Source organism: Isoptericola cucumis (assembly GCF_014635665.1).
GTDB lineage: Bacteria > Actinomycetota > Actinomycetes > Actinomycetales > Cellulomonadaceae > Isoptericola > Isoptericola cucumis.
In genome coordinates this window covers 71049-94504 of sequence record NZ_BMDG01000014.1, presented here as the reverse complement: position 1 = coordinate 94504, position 23456 = coordinate 71049, and the positions used below count along the sequence as shown (strand labels likewise).

The window sequence follows — 23456 nt, the reverse complement described above, 5'->3', positions numbered from 1 at the left end:
GGGTGGGATGATGCCCGGGTGCCGAACGTGACAGCCGAGAACCTCCGCGACGAACTCTCCACCGACGTGCGCCGGGCCGGGTACTACCCCGAGCTGGTCGACGACGTCCTCGACGTCGCCCTGGCGGACGAGCCGGTGGTCGCCCACCTCGTGCAGGCGGAGACGACGTTCGACGACGCGGTGCGCCGTCACCTCACCGTCCTCGCCCTGACGCCGACCCGGTTCGTCGCCGCCCATGTCGACGACCACGAGGGCGACGCCGCCCACCCGTCGTCGGCGGCCGCGACCACCGAGGCCGTCCCGCTGGGGGAGGTGCGGTCGGTGGCCCTCACGCACGTCGTCGACGAGCCCGCGCAGCACCACCGGGGGGACAGCGCCTCCGAGCTGACGCTCGCCATCGGGTGGGGCGCCGTGGCGCGCATCGACCTCGAGCCCGCGCAGTGCCCCGACCCGAGCTGCGAGGCCGACCACGGCCTGACGGGCCAGCTGACGCCCGACGACGTCGTCGTGCGCGTGAGCGGGGCCGCCGAGGGGCGCGACGCCGTGCGCCGTGCGGTCGCGTTCGCCCGCACGCTGTCCGCCGCGACCGGGGCGGGCGGGCGCTCGCGCCGATGACCGCAGTCGTGACGCTGCCCGACGACCTGCTCGCGCCGTCGTACGGGACCGGCTCGCTCGCGGCCGTGCTGCCCGCGGTGGCCGGCACGCTCGGGGTGGACGTGCGCACCTCGACCGGGCTGGTGAGCGCCGAGTGCGCGCCCGCCCTCGGCCTGCCGGCGGGCTGCGACCGCGTCGTGGTGGTGCTGGTGGACGGGCTGGGCCTGCACAACCTCGCCGAGCGCGGCGGGCACGCGCCGTTCCTGCGCTCCCTGCTGGCCGACGGGCGCTCGCTGCTGTCGAGCTTCCCGTCGACGACGGCCGCCGCCCTCGCCACGCTCGGCACCGGGACGTCCCCCGGGCGCACCGGGCTGCTCGGGTACACCCAGCGCAACGCGGCGACGGGCGGGCTGATCACGACGATCTCGTGGAGCGAGCAGTCCGACCCGTACCGGCCGGGGCCGAAGCTCTCCGCGCCCGTGCGCCAGGACCCCCGCGACCTGCAGCGCGAGCCCACGGTCCTGGAGACCGTCGCGGCGGCGGGGGTGCGCGTGACCGCGCCGGGGCCGGCCAAGTTCGACGGCTCCGGGATGACCCGCGCCGCCCTGCGCGGGCCGCGGTACGTGCCGGCCGAGTCCCTCGCGGACCAGGTGGACGCCGCGGTCCGGGCGCTGCGGGACCCCGGCCTCGTGTACCTCTACCACGGCACGGTCGACAAGGTCGGGCACCACGACGGGCCCGACTCGTGGCAGTGGGGCGACGCGCTGGAGGCTGCGGACGCCGAGCTGCGCCGGCTGGTGCGGTCCGTGCCGCGCGGCACCCTCGTGGTGGTGACGGCGGACCACGGCCAGGTCGCGGCGGACCGGTACCGCCAGCACGACGTCGCCACCAGCCCGGAGCTCGCGCGCGGCGTCGCGCTGCTCGGCGGCGAGCCGCGCGCGACGCACGTGTACGTCCAGGACGGGGCCGACCCCCGCGACGTCGCCGGGCGCTGGGCGGGCGTGCTCGGCGACGACGCGCTCGTCGTGCTGCGCGACGAGGCGGTCGCGGACGGCTGGCTGGGCCCGGTCGCCGAGCACGTGCTGCCCGCGGTCGGGGACGTGCTGGTCGCGGCGCGCGGCGCGGCGACCGTCGTGGACTCGCGGCTGCACCCGTCGGGCGCCCGGGAGATGCCCGGCGTCCACGGCTCGCTGACGCCCGCGGAGATGGTCGTGCCGCTGCTCGTCGCGCAGGCGTAGGCGCACCGGCCCGTCCGGCCCGCCGCCCGAATCCCGTGGCGACGACGGGCGCCGGGTGCGACGCTCCTGGCATGGAGCGCGAGGAGAGCACGCCGGGCGAGCGGTCGACCCGGCCCGGCGAGCGGTGGACCCAGGCGACGGTCTACCCCGACATGTGGGTGGACCCGGACGACGACCCGCGCGAGCGCGGCGGTGCCGACGGTGAGGACGGAGTCGAGGGCGTCGTCGACGAGCGCGCCCTCCTGCTGGACTCGCTGCGGTCGTACCGGCTGACGGTCGAGATGAAGTGCGCCGGACTGGACGCCGAGCAGCTCGCCCGCCGGTCCGTGCCGCCGTCCACCATGTCCCTGCTCGGCCTGGTGCGGCACCTCACCGAGGACGAGCGGCACGTCCGCCGGATCATGACCGGCGAGGACGCCCCCTGGCTGTACCGCACCGAGGCCGACCGGGACGCCGACTGGGACGGCGCCGTCGCCGACCCTGCCGTCGTGGCGGACGCCTTCGACCGCTGGCGCGCGGAGATGGCCGCCACCGACCGGATGGTCGCGTCGATCGACGACCTCGGGGCCACGAACGCCGGGCACTCCGACCTCGGGGCGACCCCGGGCGGCGAGATCCAGCTGCGGGAGCTCCTGCTGAGCCACGTCGAGGAGTACGCCCGGCACTGCGGCCACGCCGACCTGCTGCGCGAGTGCATCGACGGGCGCGTGGGCCAGTAGTGCCCGGCGTCTGACAGGATTCCGCCCATGGCCGAGCTCGTCTTCTTCTCCGGGACCATGGACAGCGGCAAGTCGACGCTGGCGCTGCAGACCGACCACAACCACGCGGCCCGGGGGCGCACGGGGCTGATCTTCACGCGGGACGACAGGGCAGGGACGTCCCGGCTGTCGTCGCGGCTCGGCCTGGAGGTGGACGCGCGGGAGGTCACCGACTCCACCGACCTGTGGGAGGTGGTGGCCACCGAGCGCCAGTCGGGCCGCCTCGTCGACTACCTCGTGTGCGACGAGGCGCAGTTCTACTCGCCCGCGCAGGTGGAGCAGCTCGCCCGCCTGGTGGACGAGGTCGAGATCGACGTGTTCGCCTTCGGGATCACCACCGACTTCCGCACCCGGCTGTTCCCCGGGGCGGCGCGGCTCATCGAGCTGGCCGACCGCGTGGAGGAGCTGCAGGTGCGGTCGCTGTGCTGGTGCGGCGCCCGGGCCACGCACAACGCCCGCACCGTGGACGGCATCATGGTCGTCGAGGGCGAGCAGGTGGTCGTCGGGGACGTGGCCGGCACCCCTGACGGCGCGCAGGTGGCGTACGAGGTGCTCTGCCGCCGTCACCACATGCGGCGGATGACGTCGGACGTCGCGCGCCGCCGGTCGGCGGGGGACCCGGTGCTCGACCTGTGACGTCCTGAGGGCGGGCGGGCGGGCGGCCGGTCAGGGAGGGGGCCGGTCGGTCAGGACGACGGGCGGCCGCCGCCGAAGACGATCTCGTCCCAGCTCGGCACCTGCGGGCGCCCCTTGCGGCCGGGTCGCCGGCCGGTGGTCTTGCCGGCGGGCGGCGCCGACGGCTGCGGCCCCGGGGCGCCGGACGGCGGCGTGCTGGGCGCGGGGACCTCGGCGTCGGCGACGTCGCCCGTCGAAGACGCCGACGCTGCAGGGGTCGCAGAGGGCGCAGGGGGCGCGGAGGCGTCCGGCGATCGGCGGCTGCCGGACGGGTGTCCGGCGCGCCCGTCGGGTGCCCGGTTCCCGGCGCGCCGGGAACCCAGGTCGACGACGCTGGCCGTCGCGGCGGGGCCCTCGGCCGGCCGGTCGTCGCCGTGGCCGTCCTCGTGACGCTCGTCGCGCTCGTCGCGCCGCTTCTCGTGGGCTCCGTCGTGGTCCTGGTGGGCGGAGGTCGGGACGGGCGGGCGCGCCTGAGCGGGTGCCGGGACCAGACCCAGGGGGAGGGGCTCGGGCAGCGGGCGGGCACCCTCCGACGGGGCGCCGGAGGTGCGGGCCGCGTCGGCCGCGCCGTCGGAGCGGCGCCCGCGCGTCCCCGTGCGCTGGCCGCGCCGGCCGGCGAGGTCGTCCAGGAGGAGCGCGGTGGCGTCCTGGTGCGGGTCGGCGGCGGTGCGGGGCGAGCCCCCGGAGCGGCCGAGCACCGACGGCACCCCGAGCATCTCCGGCGACACGGGGTCGTCCGGCTGACCGAGCCAGCGGGCCTCGTCGTCGAGCGGGGTGACGACGCGCGCCTTGGGGTCGTACGTCCAGCGTGCCGAGCGGTCCCGGTCGCCGGCCCAGAACCGGACCTCGACGACCCACGGCGCCGAGCCGTCGCGCCGGGCGGACCAGCGGGCCTCGTCCTTGCCGACGCCGCGCGCGACGAGCCGGGTGTCGGCGACCTCGCCGAGCGTCACGGGCTCGCCGTCGCCCGCCAGCCGGTGGCCGCGCACCTGGCTGACCACGTGGTCGCGCTCGGCCACCACCGGCCACTCGTAACGGCGCACGTGGTCCTCGGGCAGCCCGGACTCGGCCGCCAGCTCCTCGACGCTGGCGCCCGCGCGCAACCGCGCCTGCACGTCGCGCGGGCGCATGGCCGCCTGGGCCTGGAGCGCCTCGGCGCGCGGCCGGTCCCGCCGCACGGCAGCACGCAGCGCCTCCGTGATCGGCAGCATGTGCTCCGCGCCGTCGGGCGCGCGCAGGACCAGGTGCTCACCGTCCTCGTGCAGTCTCGCGAGCTCGAGCTCGGCCATGCTTCCTCCCTCTGGGTCGCACCCGCGGACGCCGTCGACCTGACTCGAACCGGTCCGCGGCAGCGGTGCCGCCAGATCGAGAGTGCCACCCGCGCGCGGTACCGCAGCGCAGGCGCGTCGGTGTGCCGCCGATTGGGCCGGTCCGCCCGGCCGCCCGGCGCCGGGGTGAGGCAGGATGGCACCGTGAGCGACCAGCCTGAGCCCGCCGTGCCCGACGCCCTCGACGACCAGCGCGACGACCGGCGCGACGGCCGCCGCGCCGGCCAGGACGGCGGGCCCGCGCCCGCCCTCGACGGCGCCCCCGCCGGGGTGGACGTCGAGACGCTGCGCGAGCTGGCGCGCCGGCTCGCCCTCGAGGCAGGGGCGCTCGTGCGCGAGCAGAGCCCCGAGCGCGTCGTGGTGGCGGCCACGAAGTCGAGCGAGGTCGACCCCGTGACGGCCATGGACCGCGCCTCGGAGGAGCTGCTCCGGGCCCGCATCGCCGCCGAGCGCCCCGACGACGCGATCCTGGGCGAGGAGGGCGACGACGTCCCGGGCACCTCGGGCCTGACCTGGGTGCTGGACCCCATCGACGGCACCGTGAACTACCTGTACGGCGTCGCGTCGTTCGCGGTCTCCGTCGCCGTCGTCGCCGGCCCGCCGGACCCCGCGCGCTGGACGGCCCTCGCCGGATGCGTGCACTCCGTGGTCGACGGGCGCACGTGGACCGCGGCCAGCGGCGGCGGCGCCGAGCGCGACGGGCGGCCCGTGCGGGCCGGCTCCCCGGCGAGCCTCGCCACGTCGCTGGTCGGCACGGGCTTCGGCTACTCGCCCGCCCGCCGCGCCGGCCAGGCGCGCGTCCTGACGCAGGTGCTGCCGCGGGTGCGCGACATCCGCCGGCTGGGCGCCGCGGCCATCGACCTGTGCCTCGTGGGGGAGGGTGCCCTCGACCTCTACTACGAGCGCGGCCTCAACCCGTGGGACCTCGCCGCCGGCGCCCTGGTGGCCACCGAGGCGGGCGCTGTGGTCACCGGCCTGCGCGGCGCTCCGGCGGGCACCGCGATGACGGTCGCGGGCCCCGCGCCGGTCCAGGGTGACCTCGTGCGGCTGCTCGAGGACGCCGGTGCCGACACGGTGGAAGAAACGTTCACGGACTGAGCGATTCGTGGCGTGCGGCGCCGCAACACCGTTGGCGCGATTCGCCCTGGGTGAAACTGCGTCAGCACTCCCGCGGAAATGGTCGACGACGCACGCTTCCAGGCGGCATCTGCGCAGGTCAGGGGAGTGTGACGGGCCTGACAGCAGAACATGTCGCGTACCTGAGGGAAATGGTGCAGAATCCGTGGGCCGACCGGGAACAAAACCTGGTCGCCAAGCATTAGTAGCGCGTACCGACCACGACACCACGGAGCGTGACCACACCGATGGCAACCGACTACGACGCCCCCCGCAAGACCGACGAGGATGTGGAGCAGGACTCGATCCAGGAGCTCCAGGCGCGTCGTTCCGACAAGTCGTCGGGGGTCGTCGACGAGGACGAGACCGAGGCCGCGGAAGGCTTCGAGCTCCCGGGCGCCGACCTGTCCGGCGAGGAGCTCGCGGTGCGCGTGCTGCCCCGGCAGGCCGACGAGTTCACCTGCACGAGCTGCTTCCTCGTCCACCACCGCAGCCAGCTGGCCTACCAGAAGAAGGGCCAGATGGTCTGCACGGAGTGCGCCGCCTGAGCGCACCCGTCGACCCCACCCGCGGCACCCGCGGGACGGCGTACCAGGCCGTCACGTCTCCGGCGTGACGGCCTTCGTCGTCCCACCGGCCTGTGCCTCGCCGCGCCGCAGGGCCGCCGCGAGCTCGGCGGGGCGACGCGTCGACACCAGCCAGTAGGGGGTGGGGTCGAGCGGGTCGTGCAGCTCGACCTGAACGCCGGTGCGTGCCCAGGCACGCAGGCACACGTACGCGCGGGCGTCGAGCGCCGGGCCGAGGGCGGTGCGCATCTCGGCCGGGCTGGCCATCGGCGTGACCTCGCCGAGCACGTCGAGCGGGACGCGCGCCCGGCCGGCGCGCAGGGCGCCGTCCGACACCTCGACCACCGGCGCCGTCGCGATGAGGGCCACCAGCGTCGCGACGGCCGCGACGAGCCCGAACGCGAAGGCCGCCTGGTGGGCCAGCGGCCACAGCGTGACGCCCACGATGACCCCGAGCCCCGCCGCGCCGCACCACGCCGCCGGACCGGGCACCAGCCGCTCCCGGAAGGCGGGGGCGACCGGGTGGCTCGTGTCGTCGGCGGGGGTCGGCTGCGGGGGGCGCGGCGTGCTCATGGACCCATCATCCCAGCCGCCCGGAGGGTCCGGCGCAGGCCCCGGCCGTCGGCTACGCTGCCGGGGTGCCTGACACCGCGAGCCAGCCCGTGACCCACTCCGGCAGCACCGTGGACGTGCTCGTCACCGTCCTGGACGACGGCATCGAGCCGCCGTCCTACGCCCACCCCGGCGACGCCGGGGCGGACCTGGTGACCACCGTCGACGTCGAGATCCCGCCGCAGGGCCGGCGCACCGTCCCCACCGGCGTCGCGATCGCGCTGCCCGACGGGTACGCGGCCTTCGTGCACCCGCGCTCCGGCCTGGCGGCCAAGCACGGGCTGACGGTCGTCAACGCGCCCGGCACGATCGACGCCGGCTACCGCGGGGAGATCAAGGTCGTGCTGCTGAACACCGACACCGAGAACCCGGTGACCCTGCGCCGCGGGGACCGGGTGGCGCAGCTGGTCGTGCAGCGGGTCGAGCGGGCGCGCTTCCTCGCGGCCACGTCGCTGCCCGGGTCGCACCGCGGGTCGGGCGGGTTCGGGTCCAGCGGAGGCTGGGCGCAGGGCTGAGCCCTCGTCGCGGGGCGGTCGCCGGCGGCCCGCCGACGGGCGTCGGCGGGAGGCGGCACGGCCCCGCAGCGGGTCTAGTGTGGAGACAAGAGGTGTGCCCGGTCCCGGGCGCCGCCACGAGTGCACGATCGAGACGAAGGAGGCCCTCCGTGGGGCTGTTCCGGCGCAACGCGTCGAAGAAGGCGGCTGACGACGCCCGGGCGACCGCGCCCGTCGAGGAGCCGGCGGGCGGCGACGTCGCCACCACGGCCGACGGCGCGGCCGAGCGACCCGAGCGCGGGCCCTTCGACGCGAAGCAGGTGACCAGCATGGGTCCCCGCGTGGACCTGGGCGCCATCTGGCTGCCCGTGCTCCCGGGGCTCGAGCTGCGCATGGAGATCGACAAGAAGACGCAGAAGGTCACCGGCGTCTCCGCCACCCTCGGAGGCTCCGGGCTGCAGGTGCAGGCGTTCGCCGCGCCCCGCTCGGAGGGCATCTGGGACGAGGTGCGCACCGAGATCGCCGGCTCGATCACCCGCCAGGGCGGCACGGTCGACGACGTCCCGGGCACGTTCGGGCGCGAGCTCATCGCCCGCATCCCCGCGACCGGCCCCGACGGCGCGCCGGCCGTGCGACCGGCGAGGTTCGTCGGTGTCGACGGCCCGCGGTGGTTCCTGCGCGGGGTGATCTCGGGCCGTGCCGCCGTGGACGCGGAGGCCGCCAAGGCGCTGGAGTCCGTGTTCGCCAACGTGGTGGTCGTGCGCGACGCCAACCCGCGCCCGCCGCGCGACCTGCTCACCCTCACCATGCCCGCCAAGGCACGGCCGGGCGGCCCGGACGCCGCCCGCGCCGAGGCCGGCGGCCCCGAGGGCGCGGCTCCCGCCGCGCCCTCCTTCGACCCGCTCGAGCGCGGGCCGGAGATCACCGAGATCCGCTGAGTCGGGAGCACCGATGTCCCTGCGTACCGCCGTCCGGCGTGCCCTCGCCTCCGCCGACGAGGTGGCGGCCGACGAGGAGCGCCACGAGGCGGCCGGCAACCGTGGCTGCGTCCCGGTGTCCGAGCTGGGCGACCGCAGGCGCGCGAGCGTCGCGGGCGTCCTGAGGTCCGTCGTCCTGCGGCCCCGCGAGGGCACGCCGACCGTGGAGGCCGAGCTGTACGACGGCTCCGGCGCGCTCGACCTCGTGTGGCTGGGCCGACGCACCATCGCGGGCGTGGAGCCCGGCCGCCGCATCCGGGTCGAGGGCCTGGTGTGCGACGTCGACGGTCGGCGCACCATGTTCAACCCCCGCTACGAGCTGCGCGCGAAGGGCGCCGAGTGAGCCGCCCGGCAGGCGACGCCCCCGGCCGCTCCGGGCAGGGCGTGCGGGCGGTCACCGCCGAGTCGTTCTCCCTGGGCGCGGCCGTGGGCGGCGTGCGCGGCGTCGTGGAGGCCGTGCTGCCGGGTCTGCTGTTCGTCGTCGTCTTCGTGGTCACGTCCGACCTCACCTGGTCGCTCGTCGCCTCCGTGGGCGCGGCGCTGGTGGCGCTGGCCGTACGGCTCGCGCAGCGCACCCCGGTGACGCAGGCGCTCGGCGGGCTGCTGGGCATCGGCGTCGGCGTGTTCTGGGCCTGGCGCTCGGGGGAGGCGCAGAACTTCTACGCGTGGGGGCTGTGGACCAACGCGATCTACCTCGCGGTCATCCTGGTGTCGCTCGTCGCGCGGTGGCCGCTGGTCGGGCTCGTCGTCGAGGCGCTGCGGACCGGCTTCGCCGAGCAGGCGGGCCGCCCGGCGTCCGCGAGCACGGAGCAGGGCAGCACGGAACCGGGCACCACGGAACCGGGCACCACGGAACCGGGCACCACCGGGGACGACGCGGGACCGAGCCCGTTCGCGGGCCTGGTCGCCTGGCGTCGCGACCCCGACCTCGTGCGCCGGTACACCCTGGCGACGTGGTTCTGGGCCGGGCTCTTCGGGATCCGGCTCGCGGTGAAGGTGCCGCTCTACTTCGCCGGGGACATCGGCTGGCTGGGCACGGCGCACCTGGTCCTGGGAGTGCCGCTGTGGGGACTGGTCCTGTGGCTCACCTGGGCCGTGGTCCGGGGCGCGCACGACGGTGCCCCCGCCAGCCCCGACGAGCCCGCCGACGACGGCGCGGCCGGCGCGCGCCCGGCGCTGGAGGCCACCGACCCCGATCGCTGAGCCCCGCTCAGCCGTCCCGCGGCTCGGCGTCGCCGGCGTGCTCCGGCCGGTCCGCGGCGGCTTCCTGCTCGTCCGCGGCCGCGGCCACGGGGGCGTCGACGGGCTCGTCCGCGCGGTCGTCGTGCCCGTCGCCCTCGACGAGCAGCCGCTGCAGGTCGTCGTGGTCGCCCTCGCCGCCGACGACGAGCAGCAGCTCGTCGCCGGTCTCGAGGGTGTCGTCGACGCTGGGGGCGATCGGCATCGAGCCGCGCACGACGCACGCCAGCACGGTGTCCCGCGGCCAGGTCACGGAGCCGACGCGGCGCCCGACGAGGACGGAGTCGGCAGGCAGCGTGACCTCCACCAGGTCGGCGCGGGACTGGCGGAAGGTGAAGATCCGCACCAGGTCGCCGACGGCGACGGCCTCCTCGACCATCGACGTCATGATCCGCGGGGTGGAGACGGCCACGTCGACGCCCCACGAGCCGTCGAACATCCACTCGTTCTTGGGGTTGTTCACGCGCGCGACGGTGCGGGGCACCCCGAACTCCGTCTTGCACAGCAGCGAGAACACGAGGTTGACCTTGTCGTCGCCGGTCGCGCCGACGACGACGTCGGCGTCCGTGACCTGCGCGTCCTCGAGCGAGCCCAGCTCGCAGGCATCGGCGAGGAGCCACTCCGCCTCGGGCACCTGGGCGACGCGCATGGCCGCGGGGCTCTTGTCCACGAGGACGACCTCGTGCTCGTGCGCGAGCAGCTCACGGGCGATGGAGCGCCCCACCGAGCCGGCCCCGGCGATCACGACGCGCATCAGTCCTCCTCCTCGCGCGGGGCGTGGGTGAGCGTCCGCTCGACCGCGGCGGCGTCGTCGCCCCGCATCAGCACGTGGAGCACGTCGTTCTCCTGCAGGACGGTGTCGGCGGTGGGCAGCAGCCCGTCGGTGTACCGGGACAGGAACGCGACCCGGGCGCCCGAGACCTGCTCGATGCGGCGCACCGTCGTCCCGGCCCACCCGGGGTGGTAGTCGACCTGGGCGAGGCGCACCTGTCCCGACGGGTCGCGGTACTCGTCGGTGGCGCCGAGCGGCAGCATGCGGCGCAGCACCTGGTCCGCCGTCCAGCGCACGGTGGCGACCGTCGGGATGCCGAGCCGCTGGTAGATCTCCGCGCGGTGCGGGTCGTAGATGCGGGCGACCACGTTCTCCACACCGTACGTCTCGCGCGCCACGCGGGCGGCGAGCACGTTCGAGTTGTCGCCGTCGGACACCGCGGCGAACCCGTACGCGTCCTCGATGCCCGCCTGGGTCAGCGTGTCGCGGTCGAAGCCGACCCCCGTGACCTTCTGGCCCGAGAAGTCGGCCGCGAGGCGCCGGAACGAGTCGGGGTTCTGGTCGATGACGGCCACCGAGTGGCCGTGCGACCCGATCGTCTGCGCGAGGGTGGCGCCGACACGGCCACAGCCCATGATCACGAAGTGCACGAGCGAAACGCTATACCGATCGCGCCGCCGTGACCGCGCGGGCCTAGCATGGGTCGACGTGTCGGACATCGCGGACGTGGCCAAGAGGCTCCTGCTCGGCCGCCCCATCCGGAGCGAGAGCGCGGAGCGTCGTTCCCTGAGCAAGCGGCTGGCGCTGCCGGTCTTCGCGTCGGACGCCCTGTCGTCGATGGCGTACGCGCCCGACGAGATCCTGCTGATGCTGGCGATCGCCGGCGTCACCGCCACCGCGATCTCGCCGTGGGTCGGCCTGGTGGTCGTCGTGGTCCTCGTCGTGGTGGTCGCCTCCTACCGGCAGAACGTGCGCGCCTACCCCTCGGGAGGCGGCGACTACGAGATCGCGACGACCAACCTCGGTCGCTCTGCCGGCGTCGGCGTGGCGTCCGCGCTCATGGTCGACTACGTGCTGACCGTCGCCGTCTCGATCTCCTCGGCGGCCCAGTACGGCGCCACCGTCGTGCCGGCGCTGCGCGGCAACGAGACCGTGGTCGCGGTGGCGCTCGTCCTGGTGGTCACGCTCTTCAACCTGCGCGGGGTGCGCGAGTCGGGGCGGGTCTTCGCCGTCCTCGTGTACTGCTTCATGGGCATCATGGGGCTGCTGGCCGTGGTCGGCGCGGTCCGGTACCTGAGCGGCACGCTCCCCGATGCCGAGAGCGCGGCGTACGACGTGGTGCCCGCGGCCGGGTTCGAGCAGGGCCTGGTCGGCGTGGCGGGGGCGTTCCTGGTGGCGCGCGCGTTCGCCTCGGGTGCCGTCGCGCTGACCGGCGTCGAGGCGATCAACAGCGGGGTCCCCGCGTTCCGCAAGCCGCGGGCGCGCAACGCGGCGGCGACCCTGGCGCTGCTCGGGATCATCAGCGCGGCGATGCTCATGACGATCCTGCTGCTGGCCCGCGCGACGGGCGTGCGCTTCGTCCAGGACCCGGGCACGCAGCTGACCCTGGACGGCGGGCCGGTGCCCGAGTCCTACACCCAGCACCCCGTGCTCGGTCAGCTCGCGGAGGTGGTGTTCGCGGGCGTGCCGGTGATCGTCTCGGTCATCGTCGTCGTCACGGTGCTCGTCCTGCTGCTGGCGGCGAACACGGCCTTCCACGGCTTCCCGGCGCTCGGCTCGCGCCTCGCCAAGGACGGCTACCTGCCGCGGCAGCTGCACACGCGCGGCGACCGGCTCGCGTTCTCGAACGGCATCCTCACGCTCGCGGTGGGTGCCGTCGTCCTCGTGGTGGCGTTCGACGCGGAGGTCACGCGGCTGATCCAGCTGTACATCGTGGGCGTCTTCGTCTCCTTCACGCTGTCGCAGCTGGGGATGCTGCGGCACTGGACACGGGCGCTGCGCACCGAGCCGTCGCCGCGCGAGCGGTCGCGGATGAAGCGGTCGCGCGTCGTCAACGGCGTGGGCTTCGTCATGACCGCCGCCGTCCTGCTCATCGTGCTCGTCACCAAGTTCGGCCACGGGGCGTGGATCACGGTGGTCGCGATGGCCGGCCTCTTCGTGCTGATGCGTGCCATCCGCTCGCACTACGAGCGGGTGCGCGACGAGCTGGCCCTGGACGACCTGTCGGCCGCGCGCGCCCTGCCGAGCCGCGTGCACGCCATCGTGCTCGTGTCCAAGGTCCACAAGCCGACGATGCGCGCCCTGGCGTACGCGCGCGCGTCGCGGCCGTCGATGCTGGAGGCCGTCACCGTCGGGGTCGACCCCGACGAGATCGACGACCTGCGGGCGCGCTGGGAGTCCCTCGACCTGCCCGTGCCGCTGCGCGTGCTGGACTCGCCGTTCCGCGAGATCACCCGGCCGATCCTCAAGTACGTACGTTCCGTGCGACGGGAGTCGCCGCGCGACCTCGTGGTCGTCTACATCCCCGAGTACGTCGTCGGGCACTGGTGGGAGCAGCTGCTGCACAACCAGTCCGCGCTGCGGCTCAAGGGACGCCTGCTGTTCACGCCGGGCGTCGTCGTCGCGTCGGTGCCGTGGCAGCTGTCGTCGAGCGCGGGACAGACCGGCCTCGAGGGCCCCACGTACTCGCCGGGCGGACGCCGGTACTGAGGGCTCCGGCTCCTCCGGGCCACCCGGCCCCGTGGCGGCGGCCGGCGCGCCGGCAGGGGAGAATGGTGCCCATGCCTCGACAGCGCCATCCCGGCCCACGCACCCGCCCAGGTCGCTCCGGCCGTCCCGCCCCGCGCCCCCGCCCCGACGTCGTCGACCCGGAGGTCGGCCGTGAGGTCGAGCTCGAGATCGGCCCGGTCGCGCACGGCGGGCACTGCGTCGCGCGTCTCGACGGGCGCGTCGTCTTCGTCCGTCACACGCTGCCCGGGGAGCGTGTCGTCGCGCGGGTGACGGAGACGGGGTCCCGGTTCTGGCGGGCCGACGCCGTCGAGGTGCTCGAGCCGTCCGCCGACCGCGTCCCGTCGGCGTGGCCCCAGGCCGGCCCCGGGGGAGTCGGCGGCGCCGAGCTCGCGCACGTCGAGCTGGGCGCCCAGCGGGCCTGGAAGGCAGCCGTCCTCGCGGAGCAGCTGTCGCGGCTCGCGAAGCTGGACCGGGAGGTCGAGGTCGAGGCCGCGCCGGGCGACGTCGAGCGCGGGGGCCTCGGGTACCGCACCCGCATCGAGCTGGTCGCCGACGCCGAGGGCCGCGCGGGCATGCGCCGGTTCCGCTCGCACGACGTCGAGCCGCTGACGGCGATGCCCCTCGCCACCCAGGACGTCGCCGACCTCGCCGAGGCGGAGGGCGTCTGGACCCGCCGGTGGACACCGGGCGCGCGCCTGGAGCTCGTCGCCCCGGCCGGTGGCGCCGACCCGGTGCTGCTCGTCGACGGCACCCCCTGGCGGCGCGGGCGCGCGGACACCCGCCCCAACGCCCGCCGTGCCGTGACCGAGGCGCTGCACCTCGGCGACGGCCGCGACTTCCGGTACCGGGTCTCCGCGGACGGCTTCTGGCAGGTGCACCGGGAGGCGCCCGGCGTCCTGGTGGACGCGGTCCTCGCGGCGCTCGGCGACGTGGACGGCGCGCAGGTGCTCGACCTGTACTCCGGTGCCGGCCTGTTCACCCTGCCGCTCGCCGCCGCCGTGGGCGCCGCCGGCCGGGTCGTCGCCGTCGAGGGCGACGCCCGCGCGGTGAAGGACGCGCGACGCAACGCGCACGACCTGCCCGGGGTCGAGCTGCACCTCGGGGCCGTCGACCGGGTGCTCGCCGACGGCGACGCCGGCGGATCGGCCGTGGGCCGTGCCGACGCCGTCGTGCTCGACCCGCCGCGCGCCGGGGCAGGCCGGGCCGTCGTGGACGCCGTCGCCGCGCGCGGCCCCGCACGCGTGGTCTACGTGGCGTGCGACCCCGCGGCGCTGGCCCGCGACGTCGCGTACCTCGCGTCCCACGGCTACGGGCTCACCGGCCTGCGGGCCTTCGACCTGTTCCCGCACACGCACCACGTCGAGGCGGTCGCGGTCCTGGACCGCTGAGCGCGTGCCACCCTCGGCGGGCCCCGGCCGGGGCGTCCGGCCGGGCGGTCGCTGGGCTACGGTCGGCAGGTGGACAGGCGGCGTGGCACCCGGCGATGGCTGCCGTTGCGGCTGGCGGTCGTGGCCGCCGTGGTGGCGCTGGCGGTCGTGGTCGCGCTCGTCGCGAGGCCGCCGGAGCGGCTCGTGCTCGCGACCTACCAGGGGCTGCCCGGCGGCGTCGAGGCGGACCTGGGCGGCGCGCGACCCGGCTGGGTGCTCGGGGACGACGGGAAGCTCGCCGTCTACGCGGCGGGGAGCTCGTCGTGCCCGCTGCTGCCGCGGGAGGTGAGCGCCGACGGCGACGTCGTGACCGTCGTGCTGGACAGCGACGACGACGGCCCGTGCACGGCCGACCTCGTCTACACCACGAGCGTGGTCGCGGTGCCCGGCGGTGTCGACCCGGCCCGGATCGACGTGGAGCTGGAGGTCCGCTGACGGTGGCCCGCGGTCAGGAGGTCCGCGCCGACGTCGACGCGAAACCCAGCCACGTGTGGCGGTTGCGCCACCAGCACCAGCCCACCTTCGGCGCGCCGCGGCGCTCGCTGCCGTCCCGCCCGGTGCCGTTCGAGATCCAGACGGCCGGGGTGCGCGCGTCGTAGGTCCCGTCCGCGCGTCGCAGGCGCGACCCGATCGTCATGAAGCACAGGTTGCGCTCCAGGGCCGCTGGCGCCTGGAGCGCCCAGTGGATGCCCTCGGCGAGGGTGAGCGGGCTGCTGCCGCGGCCGGCGATCTCGGGCGCCGCCTCCTCGGGCGACCAGTTCGCCATGTCGTCCCCGCGGTCCGGCGCGGCGACGGCGTAGACGTCGGCGTCGGGCACGTCGACGCCGGGCACCGGCGCGAACTCGTCGACGTCCGGCATGTCCACCACGACGAAGCCGGCGCGTTCCACCGGTCGGCGGCGCACCGTGGCCGTGCGCCGCAGGTGGCCGGCGAGCGCGGACGGCGGCAGCAGGCGGGGGTGGACGACCAGGAGCGCCCCGTCGGGTGCGGTCGCCTCGAGCCCGGCGGCGGCGGACCGCAGCGCGTCGGGCGCGAGCACGTCGGGTCCGACGACGCCGCGCGAGACGAGCAGGTCGGCCTGCGCGGTCAGGGGCGGGAGCGTGCGGGGTGCGGCGGGGAGCGTGGCGGGGGAGGCGGTCGGCATCGAGCATCCTTCCGGTGGGCGACAGGGCCTCAACGACCCGGCGACCTGCGGTGTTCCCGAGGGCGGTCGGGCCCCCGGCCCGAGGGCACCGTCCGCGAAGTATCTTGACGTCAAGATATATGGGCTATGCTGGGCGTAGCCCGGCGGCGCGTGCGTACGCTGGGCGGAGCCCCCCGGAACCACCACGGCGTCGGACCGTCTCGTCGCAGCCTCGTCGCAGCACGGTCGCGGTGTCCGCGCCGACAGCCCCGTAGAAGGAGCCGCAGTGAGCAGCGTCGACACGTTCGGATCGAAGGGAACGCTGGAGGTCGGCGGGAAGTCGTACGAGATCTTCCGCCTGGCCGCCGTGGAGGGCGCGGAGCGCCTCCCGTACTCCCTCAAGATCCTCACCGAGAACCTCCTGCGCACCGAGGACGGCGCCAACATCACGGCCGACCACGTGCGCGCCCTCGCGTCCTGGGACCCGGACGCGCAGCCCGACACGGAGATCCAGTTCACGCCGGCGCGCGTCATCATGCAGGACTTCACGGGCGTGCCCTGCGTCGTCGACCTCGCCACCATGCGCGAGGCCGTCGCCGAGCTCGGCGGCGACCCGAAGCGGATCAACCCGCTGGCGCCCGCCGAGATGGTCATCGACCACTCGGTGCAGATCGACGTCGCCGGCCGCGCGGACGCGTTCACCCGCAACGTCGAGTTCGAGTACCAGCGCAACCACGAGCGCTACCAGTTCCTGCGCTGGGGCCAGACGGCGTTCGACGACTTCAAGGTCGTCCCCCCGGGCACCGGCATCGTCCACCAGGTGAACATCGAGTACCTGGCCCGCACGATCATGACGCGCGAGGTCTCCGTGGACGGTGCTGCGCCGGTGCTTCGTGCGTATCCCGACACCTGCGTCGGCACCGACTCGCACACCACCATGGTCAACGGCCTGGGCGTGCTCGGCTGGGGCGTCGGCGGCATCGAGGCCGAGGCGGCCATGCTCGGCCAGCCCGTGTCGATGCTCATCCCGCGTGTCGTGGGCTTCAAGCTCTCCGGCTCCATCCCCGCCGGCGTGACCGCGACCGACGTCGTGCTCACGATCACCCAGATGCTGCGCCAGCACGGCGTGGTCGGGAAGTTCGTCGAGTTCTACGGCGAGGGCGTCGCCCAGGTGCCGCTCGCGAACCGCGCCACCATCGGCAACATGAGCCCCGAGTTCGGCTCGACCGCCGCGATCTTCCCGATCGACGGCGTCACGCTGGACTACCTGCGCCTCACCGGCCGCAGCGACGAGCAGGTCGCGCTCGTCGAGGCGTACGCCAAGGAGCAGGGGCTGTGGCTGGACCCGAGCGCCGAGACCTACGTCGAGCCGAAGTTCTCCGAGTATCTCGAGCTGGACCTCGGCACGGTCGTGCCGTCCATCGCCGGCCCGAAGCGCCCGCAGGATCGGATCGAGCTGTCGCACGCCAAGGCTGCGTTCGCCCGCGACCTGCCGAACTACGCGTCCGAGGTCATCGACTCCGTGGACGAGGCCGAGAAGGAGTCCTTCCCGGCCTCCGACTCGCCGTCGACCCACGCCCAGGTGCGCCGCACCGTGCCGGTGACGGACAGCGAGGGCAAGGAGTTCGACCTGTTCCACGGTGCCGTCGCGATCGCCTCGATCACCTCGTGCACCAACACGTCGAACCCGTCGGTCATGCTCGCGGCGGCGCTCCTGGCGAAGAAGGCCGTCGAGAAGGGCCTGGAGTCCAAGCCGTGGGTCAAGACGTCCATGGCGCCGGGCTCGCAGGTCGTGACGAACTACTACGAGAAGGCCGGCATGTGGCCGTACCTGGAGAAGCTCGGCTTCCACCTGGTCGGCTACGGCTGCGCCACCTGCATCGGCAACTCCGGCCCGCTGGACGAGAAGATCTCGGAGGCCGTCAACGAGCACGACCTGTCGGTCGTCTCGGTGCTGTCGGGCAACCGCAACTTCGAGGGGCGCATCAACCCCGACGTGAAGATGAACTACCTCGCGTCGCCGCCGCTGGTCATCGCGTACGCGCTGGCGGGCACCATGGAGTTCGACTTCGAGTCCGACCCGCTGGGTCGTGACGAGGCCGGCCACCCGATCTTCCTGCGGGACATCTGGCCCACGCCGGAGGAGGTCCAGGCCACGATCGACTCGTCGATCGACCGCGGCATGTTCACCAAGGACTACGCCGACGTGTTCACCGGCGACGACCGGTGGCGGGCGCTCGAGACCCCCGAGGGCGACACCTTCTCCTGGGACCCCGAGTCCACGTACGTGCGCAAGCCCCCGTACTTCGAGGGCATGGGCGCGCAGCCGGAGCCGGTCGCGGACATCTCCGGGGCGCGGGTCCTGGCGAAGCTCGGCGACTCGGTCACGACCGACCACATCTCGCCGGCGGGCGCCATCAAGGCGGACAGCCCGGCCGGGGTGTACCTGGCCGAGCACGGCATCGGGCGTCGTGACTTCAACTCCTACGGCTCGCGCCGCGGGAACCACGAGGTCATGATCCGCGGCACGTTCGCGAACATCCGCCTCAAGAACCAGCTGCTGGACGGCGTCGAGGGCGGCTACACGTTCAACTTCGTGAAGAACGCCCAGGACACCATCTACGACGCGGCGCAGGACTACGCGGCGGCCGGCACCCCGCTCGTCGTGCTCGGCGGCAAGGAGTACGGCTCCGGCTCGTCGCGCGACTGGGCGGCCAAGGGCACCGCGCTCCTGGGCGTCAAGGCGGTCATCACCGAGTCGTTCGAGCGCATCCACCGCTCCAACCTCATCGGGATGGGCGTGCTGCCGCTGCAGTTCCCCGCCGGGGAGTCGGCCGGGTCGCTCGGCCTGGACGGCACGGAGACGTTCGACGTCGCCGGGGTCACCGCGCTCAACGAGGGCACGACCCCCGAGACGGTGAAGGTCACCGCCACCAAGGCGGACGGCTCTGCCGTCGAGTTCGACGCCGTCGTGCGCATCGACACGCCGGGCGAGGCGGACTACTACCGCAACGGCGGCATCCTGCAGTACGTGCTTCGGCAACTTGTCGGTAGCAAGTGATCTGCTCGGACACGAGGCTGTCCGGCTGCTCGAGCCGCATGCTTCGGTAGCGGCTCTAGAGTCCCACAGAACGCGCCCCGTCAGGCTTCGGCCTGGCGGGGCGCGTGCGTTCCATCGTCCTCCTTCCATCGCCACCGGTCGGAGCGCTTGGTCCCTGGCCGTCCGTTCGCGTAGCGCTGCCAAGCCCTTAGGGACCTTCGACGGGCGGGGGAGGAAGCGTGGCAGTCAGCTCGACAGCGTCCGACGATTTCGGAAATCAGCTCTCCGCGCGACGCCAGGGAGCTTCGGGGTCGGCGAGCGTCTCGAGCACGAGCGGGCACCAGACCTGGGCCGCGCCGACGACGAGGCGGGCATGCCGCGGACACACCCACCTGAGCACCTCCTCGGCTCCGTGGTCGATGCCGACGCTGTTCCTGAGTTCGGTGACGCTCTGGGCGAGGGACCAGCCCTGTGCACGAGCTCGGCGGCGGCATCCCTGATCTATGCGTCGCCGATGATGTCCCTTGCGGCCAGGAGCGCCGGGCCGAGGCCCCACACCCGCCATGTACCGTCGTCGAGCCTGACCAGGGTGAGGAATGTGACGGTCGTCGCGTAGGCGGCGAACGCCCGCGCGGTGGCGGCGACCTCGGGGATGAAGCGCATGAATGCGATCTGGTCCGATTCGTCGACGGCGCTGATCACCCGTGACGCGAGCGACTTGTCGGCGAGCATGTCGACGGCCCACTGGTAGTCGCCCCACGCGCGGGGTGCGAAGGTGAGCTCGCGCGCCACCTCGGGTTCTGCGTCGAGCGCCGTCCACCACTGGAGCACGACCTGTGCGGGGTCGGTCAGGTCTCCGGCCTCGCCGAACGCGGCCACGGCCTCGTCCTGGTCGGCGCTCACGAGCGCCGTGATCGGCGAGGAGGGTGCGTCGGGGCTCTCGTCGACGGAGCGGACCTGGTCGGCGGCCAGGTTGGCGAAGATCGGCACCGTCGCGGTCAGCGAGGCGAGGAACTCGGTGGCGGTCTGCGCCGGGTTCCTCAGGTCGGCGCTGCCCCGGCTCAGGGCCTCGACGACCCTGATCGGGTCCTCGGCGAGAAGGCCGGTCAGGAACGCGTCGGGGTGGACGACGTCGATCTGTCGGCCGCTCGTGGAATCCGGCGGGAAGTCCTTGAGGTTGAAGGTCACCAGCGTGTCGGCCTCGGCCCGCACCGCGGCCGCGAGCACGTGACGGTCCTTCGGGTCGCAGGTCAGGTCATCGATCAGGTGGTCGAAGTCGTCGACGAGCGCGGCTGCTCCGAAGGCGTCGCGCATCGTGCGCACGCGGTGCTTGGCCTTCTCCTCGCTGATGCCAAGCTTGGGGAGGTTGCGTTGCACCTCGTCGAGGATCTGGTCCGACCAGAGGGGCTCGAAGACCCCTGCTTCGGCGAGCCACAGCAGCGTCGTCGCCAGTCTGATCGGAACCAGTGAGCACGCGTCGAGGACGGCGGCTCGGATGCTCCCCGCTGTAGCGTCGCTCACCGGGACTCGATCACCTGGTCGGCAGGAGTGGCCTCGGTGACGTCACCAGCGAGCTCGGCCATCGCGGAGCGCCTCCGCGTCCGAGTCTCCGCCTGGTAGCGAGCCAGCTCGGACACCGGGATCCGCCGGTGCACGGCGCTGGTCTCCGCTCCCAGTTCGCCGCGGTCGACCAGTCGCACCACGGTCATCCGGCTGACGCCGAGCAGCGCGGCCGCCTGGCTCGTGGAGATCGTCGCGTCGGCCGGGAACACGACCGCGTCGTCGCTGGACTCGAGCACGTCGAGCAGCCGGGCGAACGCCGCCCGGGCGCTGTCCGTGATCTCGGGCGCTCCGCGGAGCGCCTCGTCCACCGCTTCGCGCAGCTGCGGTGCCTTGTCATGCGCGATCGCTCCAGCCATGACTTCATTCTACGTCGTCAAACGCTCAAAACGCACAGGGTAGATGGGAGGAGCAGGCGGGAGCGCGATCGGCGGTCAGCAGTCGATCCAGCTCTGACATGCGATGCCTCCTGGGGATTGATCCGGGAACGGGAGCGTTCCCTGCGATCGACTCTACGGCGGCCGGGACGGATGAGGGAGGAACCGTCATGCCACCCAAGGCGAGTGCAGCCGCGTCTCGCCGAGCCGTCATCGGCCCCAGTGGTCTCCTTCACGCTGCCAGTATGGCGTGACCTGCCGACGCGCTGAGCGGGTGAAGTCAGCGGTGGCCGGGGTCAGGATGTCGAACGACGCCAGGGTGCATCGGGATCAGCGAGCGTCTCGAGCATGAGCTGGCACCAGACCTGGGCCGCGCCGACGACCAGGCGGGCATGCCGCGGACGCACCCATCTCGGCACCTCCTCGGCCCCGTGGTCGATGCCGACGCTGTTCCTGAGCTCGGTCACGCTCTGGGTGAGAGTGACCAGGGACTGCAGTGCCTGGCGGAGCGCGCGGTCCTCGTCGCCTACTGACTTGGGGGCGAGTCCGAGCGATTCCTGTGCGGCGTTCACCAGGGTCGGCACTTTTGCCGCACGGGCGTAGCTCTGCCCGCGGGCGGTGAGCACGCACTTGGCGGTGGACTCGATCAGCGCTTTGGCGGTGCTCACCGCGAGCCGGGGATCCATGTCGACGCTGTCGCCGAGCCTGTGCAGGTGATCTTGGATGGACTGCGGATCGGGGAGGGCGTTGAGCGCGTGCTCGGTAAGGCGCGCTCCGGCCGCGGCTCCGTTGAGTCGCACGGTGTCGGTGATCTCGTCGACGTCGAAGCCGTCCTCGCGCAAGATCCGGATCCACTTGTCGCGCAGCCGATCGTTGTTGTCCCTGACGGTCGCGCTGCTGTGGATGATCTTCTGCAGCACGTCGCTGAAGACGGCGGTGAGCCGCTGAGCATCGGTAGGGTCATCCAGATCGAGCGTCACGAGGTACCGGCGCATGAGTTCTCGTCGGACGCTCTCATCGTTCTCGCGCGGCTGCGGCGGGCCGAGCGCGATGCCCCGGTCGTCGAACAGCGCGTTGATCTCGCGCATCGACGTCGCCGTCAGCTCGTCGGAGAGCAGCCGCATCACTCGCGGGGTGAAGGTTCCCATGGGATCTCCTTGCGCGTGGGCGAGGGCCGCTCGACGACCGCGCCGGCAGCGTCATCATCCTCGTCCAGCCCTTCGGCCGGCGGCGAGCCCAGGCATACCGCGATCAACGTGCCGTCTCGCGCCAGACTTGGTCACGACGTGCACGTTGTCGGGCAGCAGCGCCCTTAGCGCGACATCCAGTTCCTGCCACTTCCGCCTCTTCCCGGACAGCCCCTGGTCGAAGTTCAGGTGCACGGGTTCGACGCCGAGATCACATGGCTCGTGCTCTCTCGTAGACCGTCTCGAGGACTCACCTGCTGAGCTGAGACGCCGACCTCTGGATCATCGTCGGATCGTGGTCGCGAGTACCGCTATCGAAGCATGTCGTCCGTAGCATCCCCGAGTGGGCAACGTGCTTCGGTAGCGGTAGGAAGAATCGGCGAGATATACGCTCGTGGCCGATATATTCTCGCCTCTGCAGCCGTCCTGGCACCAATATCGCGCCGCGCAAGGCTGATTGTGCAATGTCCTGCCAACTACCGTGTAGCGGGAGCATGTTGCAGTACGTGCTGCGCTCGCTCGTCTCCTGACGTCGTCGGTCGATACGTCGTCGGTCGAGCCTGTCGAGACCCGGGTCTCGACAGGCTCGACCAGCGAGACACGGCGCCCCGTCCCTCCCGTGCGGAGCGGCGGGGCGCCGTCGTGCTCGCCGTCGTGCTCAGGGGGCGGCGGGCAGGCGCGTCGCCAGAACGCCGATCGCGACGCTCCGCCGCACTCGTGTCCCCGTCCCAGCGAGGCGGCAGGGAAACGCGGGGGATGGAGGCCGCCCTGCGCCCTTCCGGTCAGGGGAAGACCTGGACCTCGCCGCCGTCCACGAACAGCTCGCTGCCCGTGATGAAGCTGGACTGATCCGATGCCAGGAAGAGGACGGCGTTGGCGATCTCGGCCGGATCGGCGGCGCGTCGCAGGGGTATGCTGCTCTCCATCTCGTCGAGGAACGCGCCCGCCTGCTCCGGGGTCTCGGCGAGGCCGCGGAGCCCCGGGGTGTCGGTGGGGCCGGGCACCATCGTGTTGACGCGCAGGCCGCGGTGCGCGAGCTCGGCGGCCCAGACCCGGCCGAGCTGCCTGATGGCCGCCTTGGTGGCGGAGTAGACCCCGAAGCCGGCGATACCGCGGTGCGCCGAGCTGGACCCGGTGAGCACGATGCTCCCGCCGTCGTTCAGCAGCGGGAGCGCCTTCTGGACCGTGAAGACGGTGCCGCGCAGGTTGATCCCGAAGGTGTGGTCGAAGGCCTCGGGAGTGAGCGAGGCGAGGGGCTGTCTCGCTTCGCCGCCGCCGGCGTTCGCGAAGAGTATGTCGAGGCGATTCCCGTCCGCGGCGATCCGTGCGAACAGCCTGTCGAGGTCATCCAGATCGGAGACGTCGTTCTGGATCGCGATCGCCTTGTCGCCCAGCGTGTGGGCCGCGGCGTCGAGCACCTGCTTTCGGCGTCCGGTGAGGTAGACGCGCGCGCCCTCGGCGACGAACCGTTCCGCCGTGGCGAATCCGATGCCTGTGCTCGCGCCGGTGACCAAAGCTGTCTTGTCGGTGAGCTGACCCATGAGAAGTCGTCCTCTGCGATGTGGTGCGTGAACCGCCGGAGTGGGCGGGTGGCCGGCGGTTGCATGGCGTGGGGACCAGTTGTTGACCGCGCGGTCCACGAT

The 23456-nt window shown here is 73.7% G+C and carries 23 protein-coding genes; 14 read left to right on the top strand and 9 right to left on the bottom strand.

Annotated elements, in window-relative coordinates:
- Positions 1–18 precede the first annotated feature (18 nt).
- The 4 genes from IEW03_RS18095 to IEW03_RS18080 all read left to right on the top strand — a co-directional run bounded on the left by IEW03_RS18095 (position 19) and on the right by IEW03_RS18080 (position 3226).
- The gene (locus IEW03_RS18095; RefSeq protein WP_188525100.1) at positions 19–615 is read left to right on the top strand and encodes a DUF5998 family protein; all 597 of its coding nucleotides are present in this window, start codon (positions 19–21) and stop codon (positions 613–615) included.
- Positions 612–1832, top strand: coding sequence for an alkaline phosphatase family protein (locus IEW03_RS18090; RefSeq protein ID WP_188525099.1), 1221 nt, complete (start codon positions 612–614; stop codon positions 1830–1832). Before IEW03_RS18095 ends, IEW03_RS18090 begins: the two co-directional genes overlap by 4 nt.
- A 71-nt stretch (positions 1833–1903) precedes the next feature.
- Positions 1904–2551, top strand: coding sequence for a DinB family protein (locus IEW03_RS18085; RefSeq protein ID WP_229738417.1), 648 nt, complete (start codon positions 1904–1906; stop codon positions 2549–2551).
- Positions 2552–2578: 27 nt separating this feature from the next.
- Entirely contained in the window at positions 2579–3226 is a 648-nt protein-coding gene (locus IEW03_RS18080) for a thymidine kinase (RefSeq protein ID WP_188525098.1), read from the top strand.
- Between the two features lie 50 nt (positions 3227–3276).
- Here IEW03_RS18080 and sepH read toward each other — a convergent pair whose 3' ends face one another.
- Entirely contained in the window at positions 3277–4554 is a 1278-nt protein-coding gene (sepH, locus tag IEW03_RS18075) for a septation protein SepH (RefSeq protein ID WP_188525097.1), read from the bottom strand.
- A gap of 309 nt (positions 4555–4863) precedes the next feature.
- On the opposite strand from sepH, the gene IEW03_RS18070 reads away from it, so the two are divergent.
- Both IEW03_RS18070 and IEW03_RS18065 read left to right on the top strand, forming a co-directional pair.
- Entirely contained in the window at positions 4864–5691 is an 828-nt protein-coding gene (locus IEW03_RS18070) for an inositol monophosphatase family protein (RefSeq protein WP_188525125.1), read from the top strand.
- A gap of 266 nt (positions 5692–5957) precedes the next feature.
- Complete coding sequence (locus IEW03_RS18065) at positions 5958–6257, top strand: DUF4193 domain-containing protein (protein WP_188525096.1); 300 nt, start codon at positions 5958–5960, stop codon at positions 6255–6257.
- A gap of 51 nt (positions 6258–6308) precedes the next feature.
- On the opposite strand, the gene IEW03_RS18060 is transcribed toward IEW03_RS18065, so the two are convergent.
- Entirely contained in the window at positions 6309–6848 is a 540-nt protein-coding gene (locus tag IEW03_RS18060) for a DUF3093 domain-containing protein (RefSeq protein WP_188525095.1), read from the bottom strand.
- A 65-nt stretch (positions 6849–6913) separates the two neighbouring features.
- Between IEW03_RS18060 and dut the strand changes: the two genes are divergently transcribed.
- The 4 genes from dut (at position 6914) to IEW03_RS18040 (ending at position 9561) form a co-directional block, all read left to right on the top strand.
- The gene (gene dut, locus IEW03_RS18055) at positions 6914–7402 is read left to right on the top strand and encodes a dUTP diphosphatase (RefSeq protein WP_188525094.1); all 489 of its coding nucleotides are present in this window, start codon (positions 6914–6916) and stop codon (positions 7400–7402) included.
- Positions 7403–7551: 149 nt separating this feature from the next.
- Positions 7552–8319: a DUF3710 domain-containing protein gene (locus IEW03_RS18050; RefSeq protein WP_188525093.1), complete on the top strand. Its 768-nt coding sequence runs from the start codon at positions 7552–7554 to the stop codon at positions 8317–8319.
- A gap of 13 nt (positions 8320–8332) precedes the next feature.
- Complete coding sequence (locus tag IEW03_RS18045; RefSeq protein ID WP_188525092.1) at positions 8333–8701, top strand: OB-fold nucleic acid binding domain-containing protein; 369 nt, start codon at positions 8333–8335, stop codon at positions 8699–8701.
- Positions 8698–9561, top strand: coding sequence for a DUF3159 domain-containing protein (locus IEW03_RS18040; RefSeq protein WP_229738416.1), 864 nt, complete (start codon positions 8698–8700; stop codon positions 9559–9561). Before IEW03_RS18045 ends, IEW03_RS18040 begins: the two co-directional genes overlap by 4 nt.
- Before the next feature lie 7 nt (positions 9562–9568).
- On the opposite strand, the gene IEW03_RS18035 is transcribed toward IEW03_RS18040, so the two are convergent.
- Together IEW03_RS18035 and IEW03_RS18030 are read right to left on the bottom strand one after the other, a co-directional pair.
- Positions 9569–10351: a potassium channel family protein gene (locus IEW03_RS18035; protein ID WP_188525091.1), complete on the bottom strand. Its 783-nt coding sequence runs from the start codon at positions 10349–10351 to the stop codon at positions 9569–9571.
- The gene (locus IEW03_RS18030; protein ID WP_188525123.1) at positions 10351–11004 is read right to left on the bottom strand and encodes a potassium channel family protein; all 654 of its coding nucleotides are present in this window, start codon (positions 11002–11004) and stop codon (positions 10351–10353) included. The genes IEW03_RS18035 and IEW03_RS18030 overlap by 1 nt, the downstream gene beginning before the upstream one ends.
- 73 nt (positions 11005–11077) lie before the next feature.
- Here IEW03_RS18030 and IEW03_RS18025 point away from each other — a divergent pair, with 73 nt between their 5' ends.
- The 3 genes from IEW03_RS18025 to IEW03_RS18015 all read left to right on the top strand — a co-directional run bounded on the left by IEW03_RS18025 (position 11078) and on the right by IEW03_RS18015 (position 14961).
- The gene (locus IEW03_RS18025) at positions 11078–13078 is read left to right on the top strand and encodes an APC family permease (RefSeq protein WP_188525090.1); all 2001 of its coding nucleotides are present in this window, start codon (positions 11078–11080) and stop codon (positions 13076–13078) included.
- Positions 13079–13149: 71 nt separating this feature from the next.
- The gene (locus IEW03_RS18020; RefSeq protein ID WP_371870639.1) at positions 13150–14487 is read left to right on the top strand and encodes a class I SAM-dependent RNA methyltransferase; all 1338 of its coding nucleotides are present in this window, start codon (positions 13150–13152) and stop codon (positions 14485–14487) included.
- 69 nt (positions 14488–14556) lie between these two features.
- A complete protein-coding gene (locus IEW03_RS18015; RefSeq protein WP_188525088.1) occupies positions 14557–14961 on the top strand; it encodes a hypothetical protein in 405 nt (134 codons plus the stop codon).
- Positions 14962–14974: 13 nt separating this feature from the next.
- Here IEW03_RS18015 and IEW03_RS18010 read toward each other — a convergent pair whose 3' ends face one another.
- Positions 14975–15670 carry a DUF5701 family protein gene (locus IEW03_RS18010; protein WP_188525087.1) on the bottom strand — a complete coding sequence of 232 codons (696 nt, stop codon included), beginning with the start codon at positions 15668–15670 and terminating at the stop codon, positions 14975–14977.
- 265 nt (positions 15671–15935) lie between these two features.
- Between IEW03_RS18010 and acnA the strand changes: the two genes are divergently transcribed.
- Positions 15936–18710, top strand: coding sequence for an aconitate hydratase AcnA (acnA, locus tag IEW03_RS18005; RefSeq protein ID WP_188525086.1), 2775 nt, complete (start codon positions 15936–15938; stop codon positions 18708–18710).
- A gap of 480 nt (positions 18711–19190) precedes the next feature.
- Here acnA and IEW03_RS17995 read toward each other — a convergent pair whose 3' ends face one another.
- The 4 genes from IEW03_RS17995 to IEW03_RS17980 form a co-directional block, all read right to left on the bottom strand.
- Positions 19191–20210 (bottom strand): PIN domain-containing protein, encoded by a 1020-nt coding sequence (locus tag IEW03_RS17995; RefSeq protein ID WP_188525084.1) that lies wholly within the window; start codon positions 20208–20210, stop codon positions 19191–19193.
- A complete protein-coding gene (locus tag IEW03_RS17990) occupies positions 20207–20608 on the bottom strand; it encodes a helix-turn-helix domain-containing protein (protein ID WP_188525083.1) in 402 nt (133 codons plus the stop codon). The genes IEW03_RS17995 and IEW03_RS17990 overlap by 4 nt, the downstream gene beginning before the upstream one ends.
- Before the next feature lie 314 nt (positions 20609–20922).
- The gene (locus IEW03_RS17985) at positions 20923–21774 is read right to left on the bottom strand and encodes an abortive infection family protein (RefSeq protein WP_188525082.1); all 852 of its coding nucleotides are present in this window, start codon (positions 21772–21774) and stop codon (positions 20923–20925) included.
- An 821-nt stretch (positions 21775–22595) separates the two neighbouring features.
- The gene (locus tag IEW03_RS17980) at positions 22596–23453 is read right to left on the bottom strand and encodes an SDR family NAD(P)-dependent oxidoreductase (protein ID WP_229738415.1); all 858 of its coding nucleotides are present in this window, start codon (positions 23451–23453) and stop codon (positions 22596–22598) included.
- Positions 23454–23456: the final 3 nt, after the last annotated feature.

What these genes read in the sequence shown, in the direction of transcription:
- IEW03_RS17990 (WP_188525083.1), bottom strand. Translation starts at nt 20,608, where the DNA reads ATGGCTGGAGCGATCGCGCATGACAAGGCACCGCAGCTGCGCGAAGCG.
- IEW03_RS18045 (WP_188525092.1), top strand. Translation starts at nt 8,333, where the DNA reads ATGTCCCTGCGTACCGCCGTCCGGCGTGCCCTCGCCTCCGCCGACGAG.
- IEW03_RS18085 (WP_229738417.1), top strand. Translation starts at nt 1,904, where the DNA reads ATGGAGCGCGAGGAGAGCACGCCGGGCGAGCGGTCGACCCGGCCCGGC.
- IEW03_RS18010 (WP_188525087.1), bottom strand. Translation starts at nt 15,670, where the DNA reads ATGCCGACCGCCTCCCCCGCCACGCTCCCCGCCGCACCCCGCACGCTC.
- IEW03_RS18030 (WP_188525123.1), bottom strand. Translation starts at nt 11,004, where the DNA reads ATGGGCTGTGGCCGTGTCGGCGCCACCCTCGCGCAGACGATCGGGTCG.
- IEW03_RS18090 (WP_188525099.1), top strand. Translation starts at nt 612, where the DNA reads ATGACCGCAGTCGTGACGCTGCCCGACGACCTGCTCGCGCCGTCGTAC.
- IEW03_RS18080 (WP_188525098.1), top strand. Translation starts at nt 2,579, where the DNA reads ATGGCCGAGCTCGTCTTCTTCTCCGGGACCATGGACAGCGGCAAGTCG.
- IEW03_RS18060 (WP_188525095.1), bottom strand. Translation starts at nt 6,848, where the DNA reads ATGAGCACGCCGCGCCCCCCGCAGCCGACCCCCGCCGACGACACGAGC.
- IEW03_RS18065 (WP_188525096.1), top strand. Translation starts at nt 5,958, where the DNA reads ATGGCAACCGACTACGACGCCCCCCGCAAGACCGACGAGGATGTGGAG.
- IEW03_RS18020 (WP_371870639.1), top strand. Translation starts at nt 13,150, where the DNA reads ATGCCTCGACAGCGCCATCCCGGCCCACGCACCCGCCCAGGTCGCTCC.
- sepH (WP_188525097.1), bottom strand. Translation starts at nt 4,554, where the DNA reads ATGGCCGAGCTCGAGCTCGCGAGACTGCACGAGGACGGTGAGCACCTG.
- IEW03_RS18035 (WP_188525091.1), bottom strand. Translation starts at nt 10,351, where the DNA reads ATGCGCGTCGTGATCGCCGGGGCCGGCTCGGTGGGGCGCTCCATCGCC.
- IEW03_RS17985 (WP_188525082.1), bottom strand. Translation starts at nt 21,774, where the DNA reads ATGGGAACCTTCACCCCGCGAGTGATGCGGCTGCTCTCCGACGAGCTG.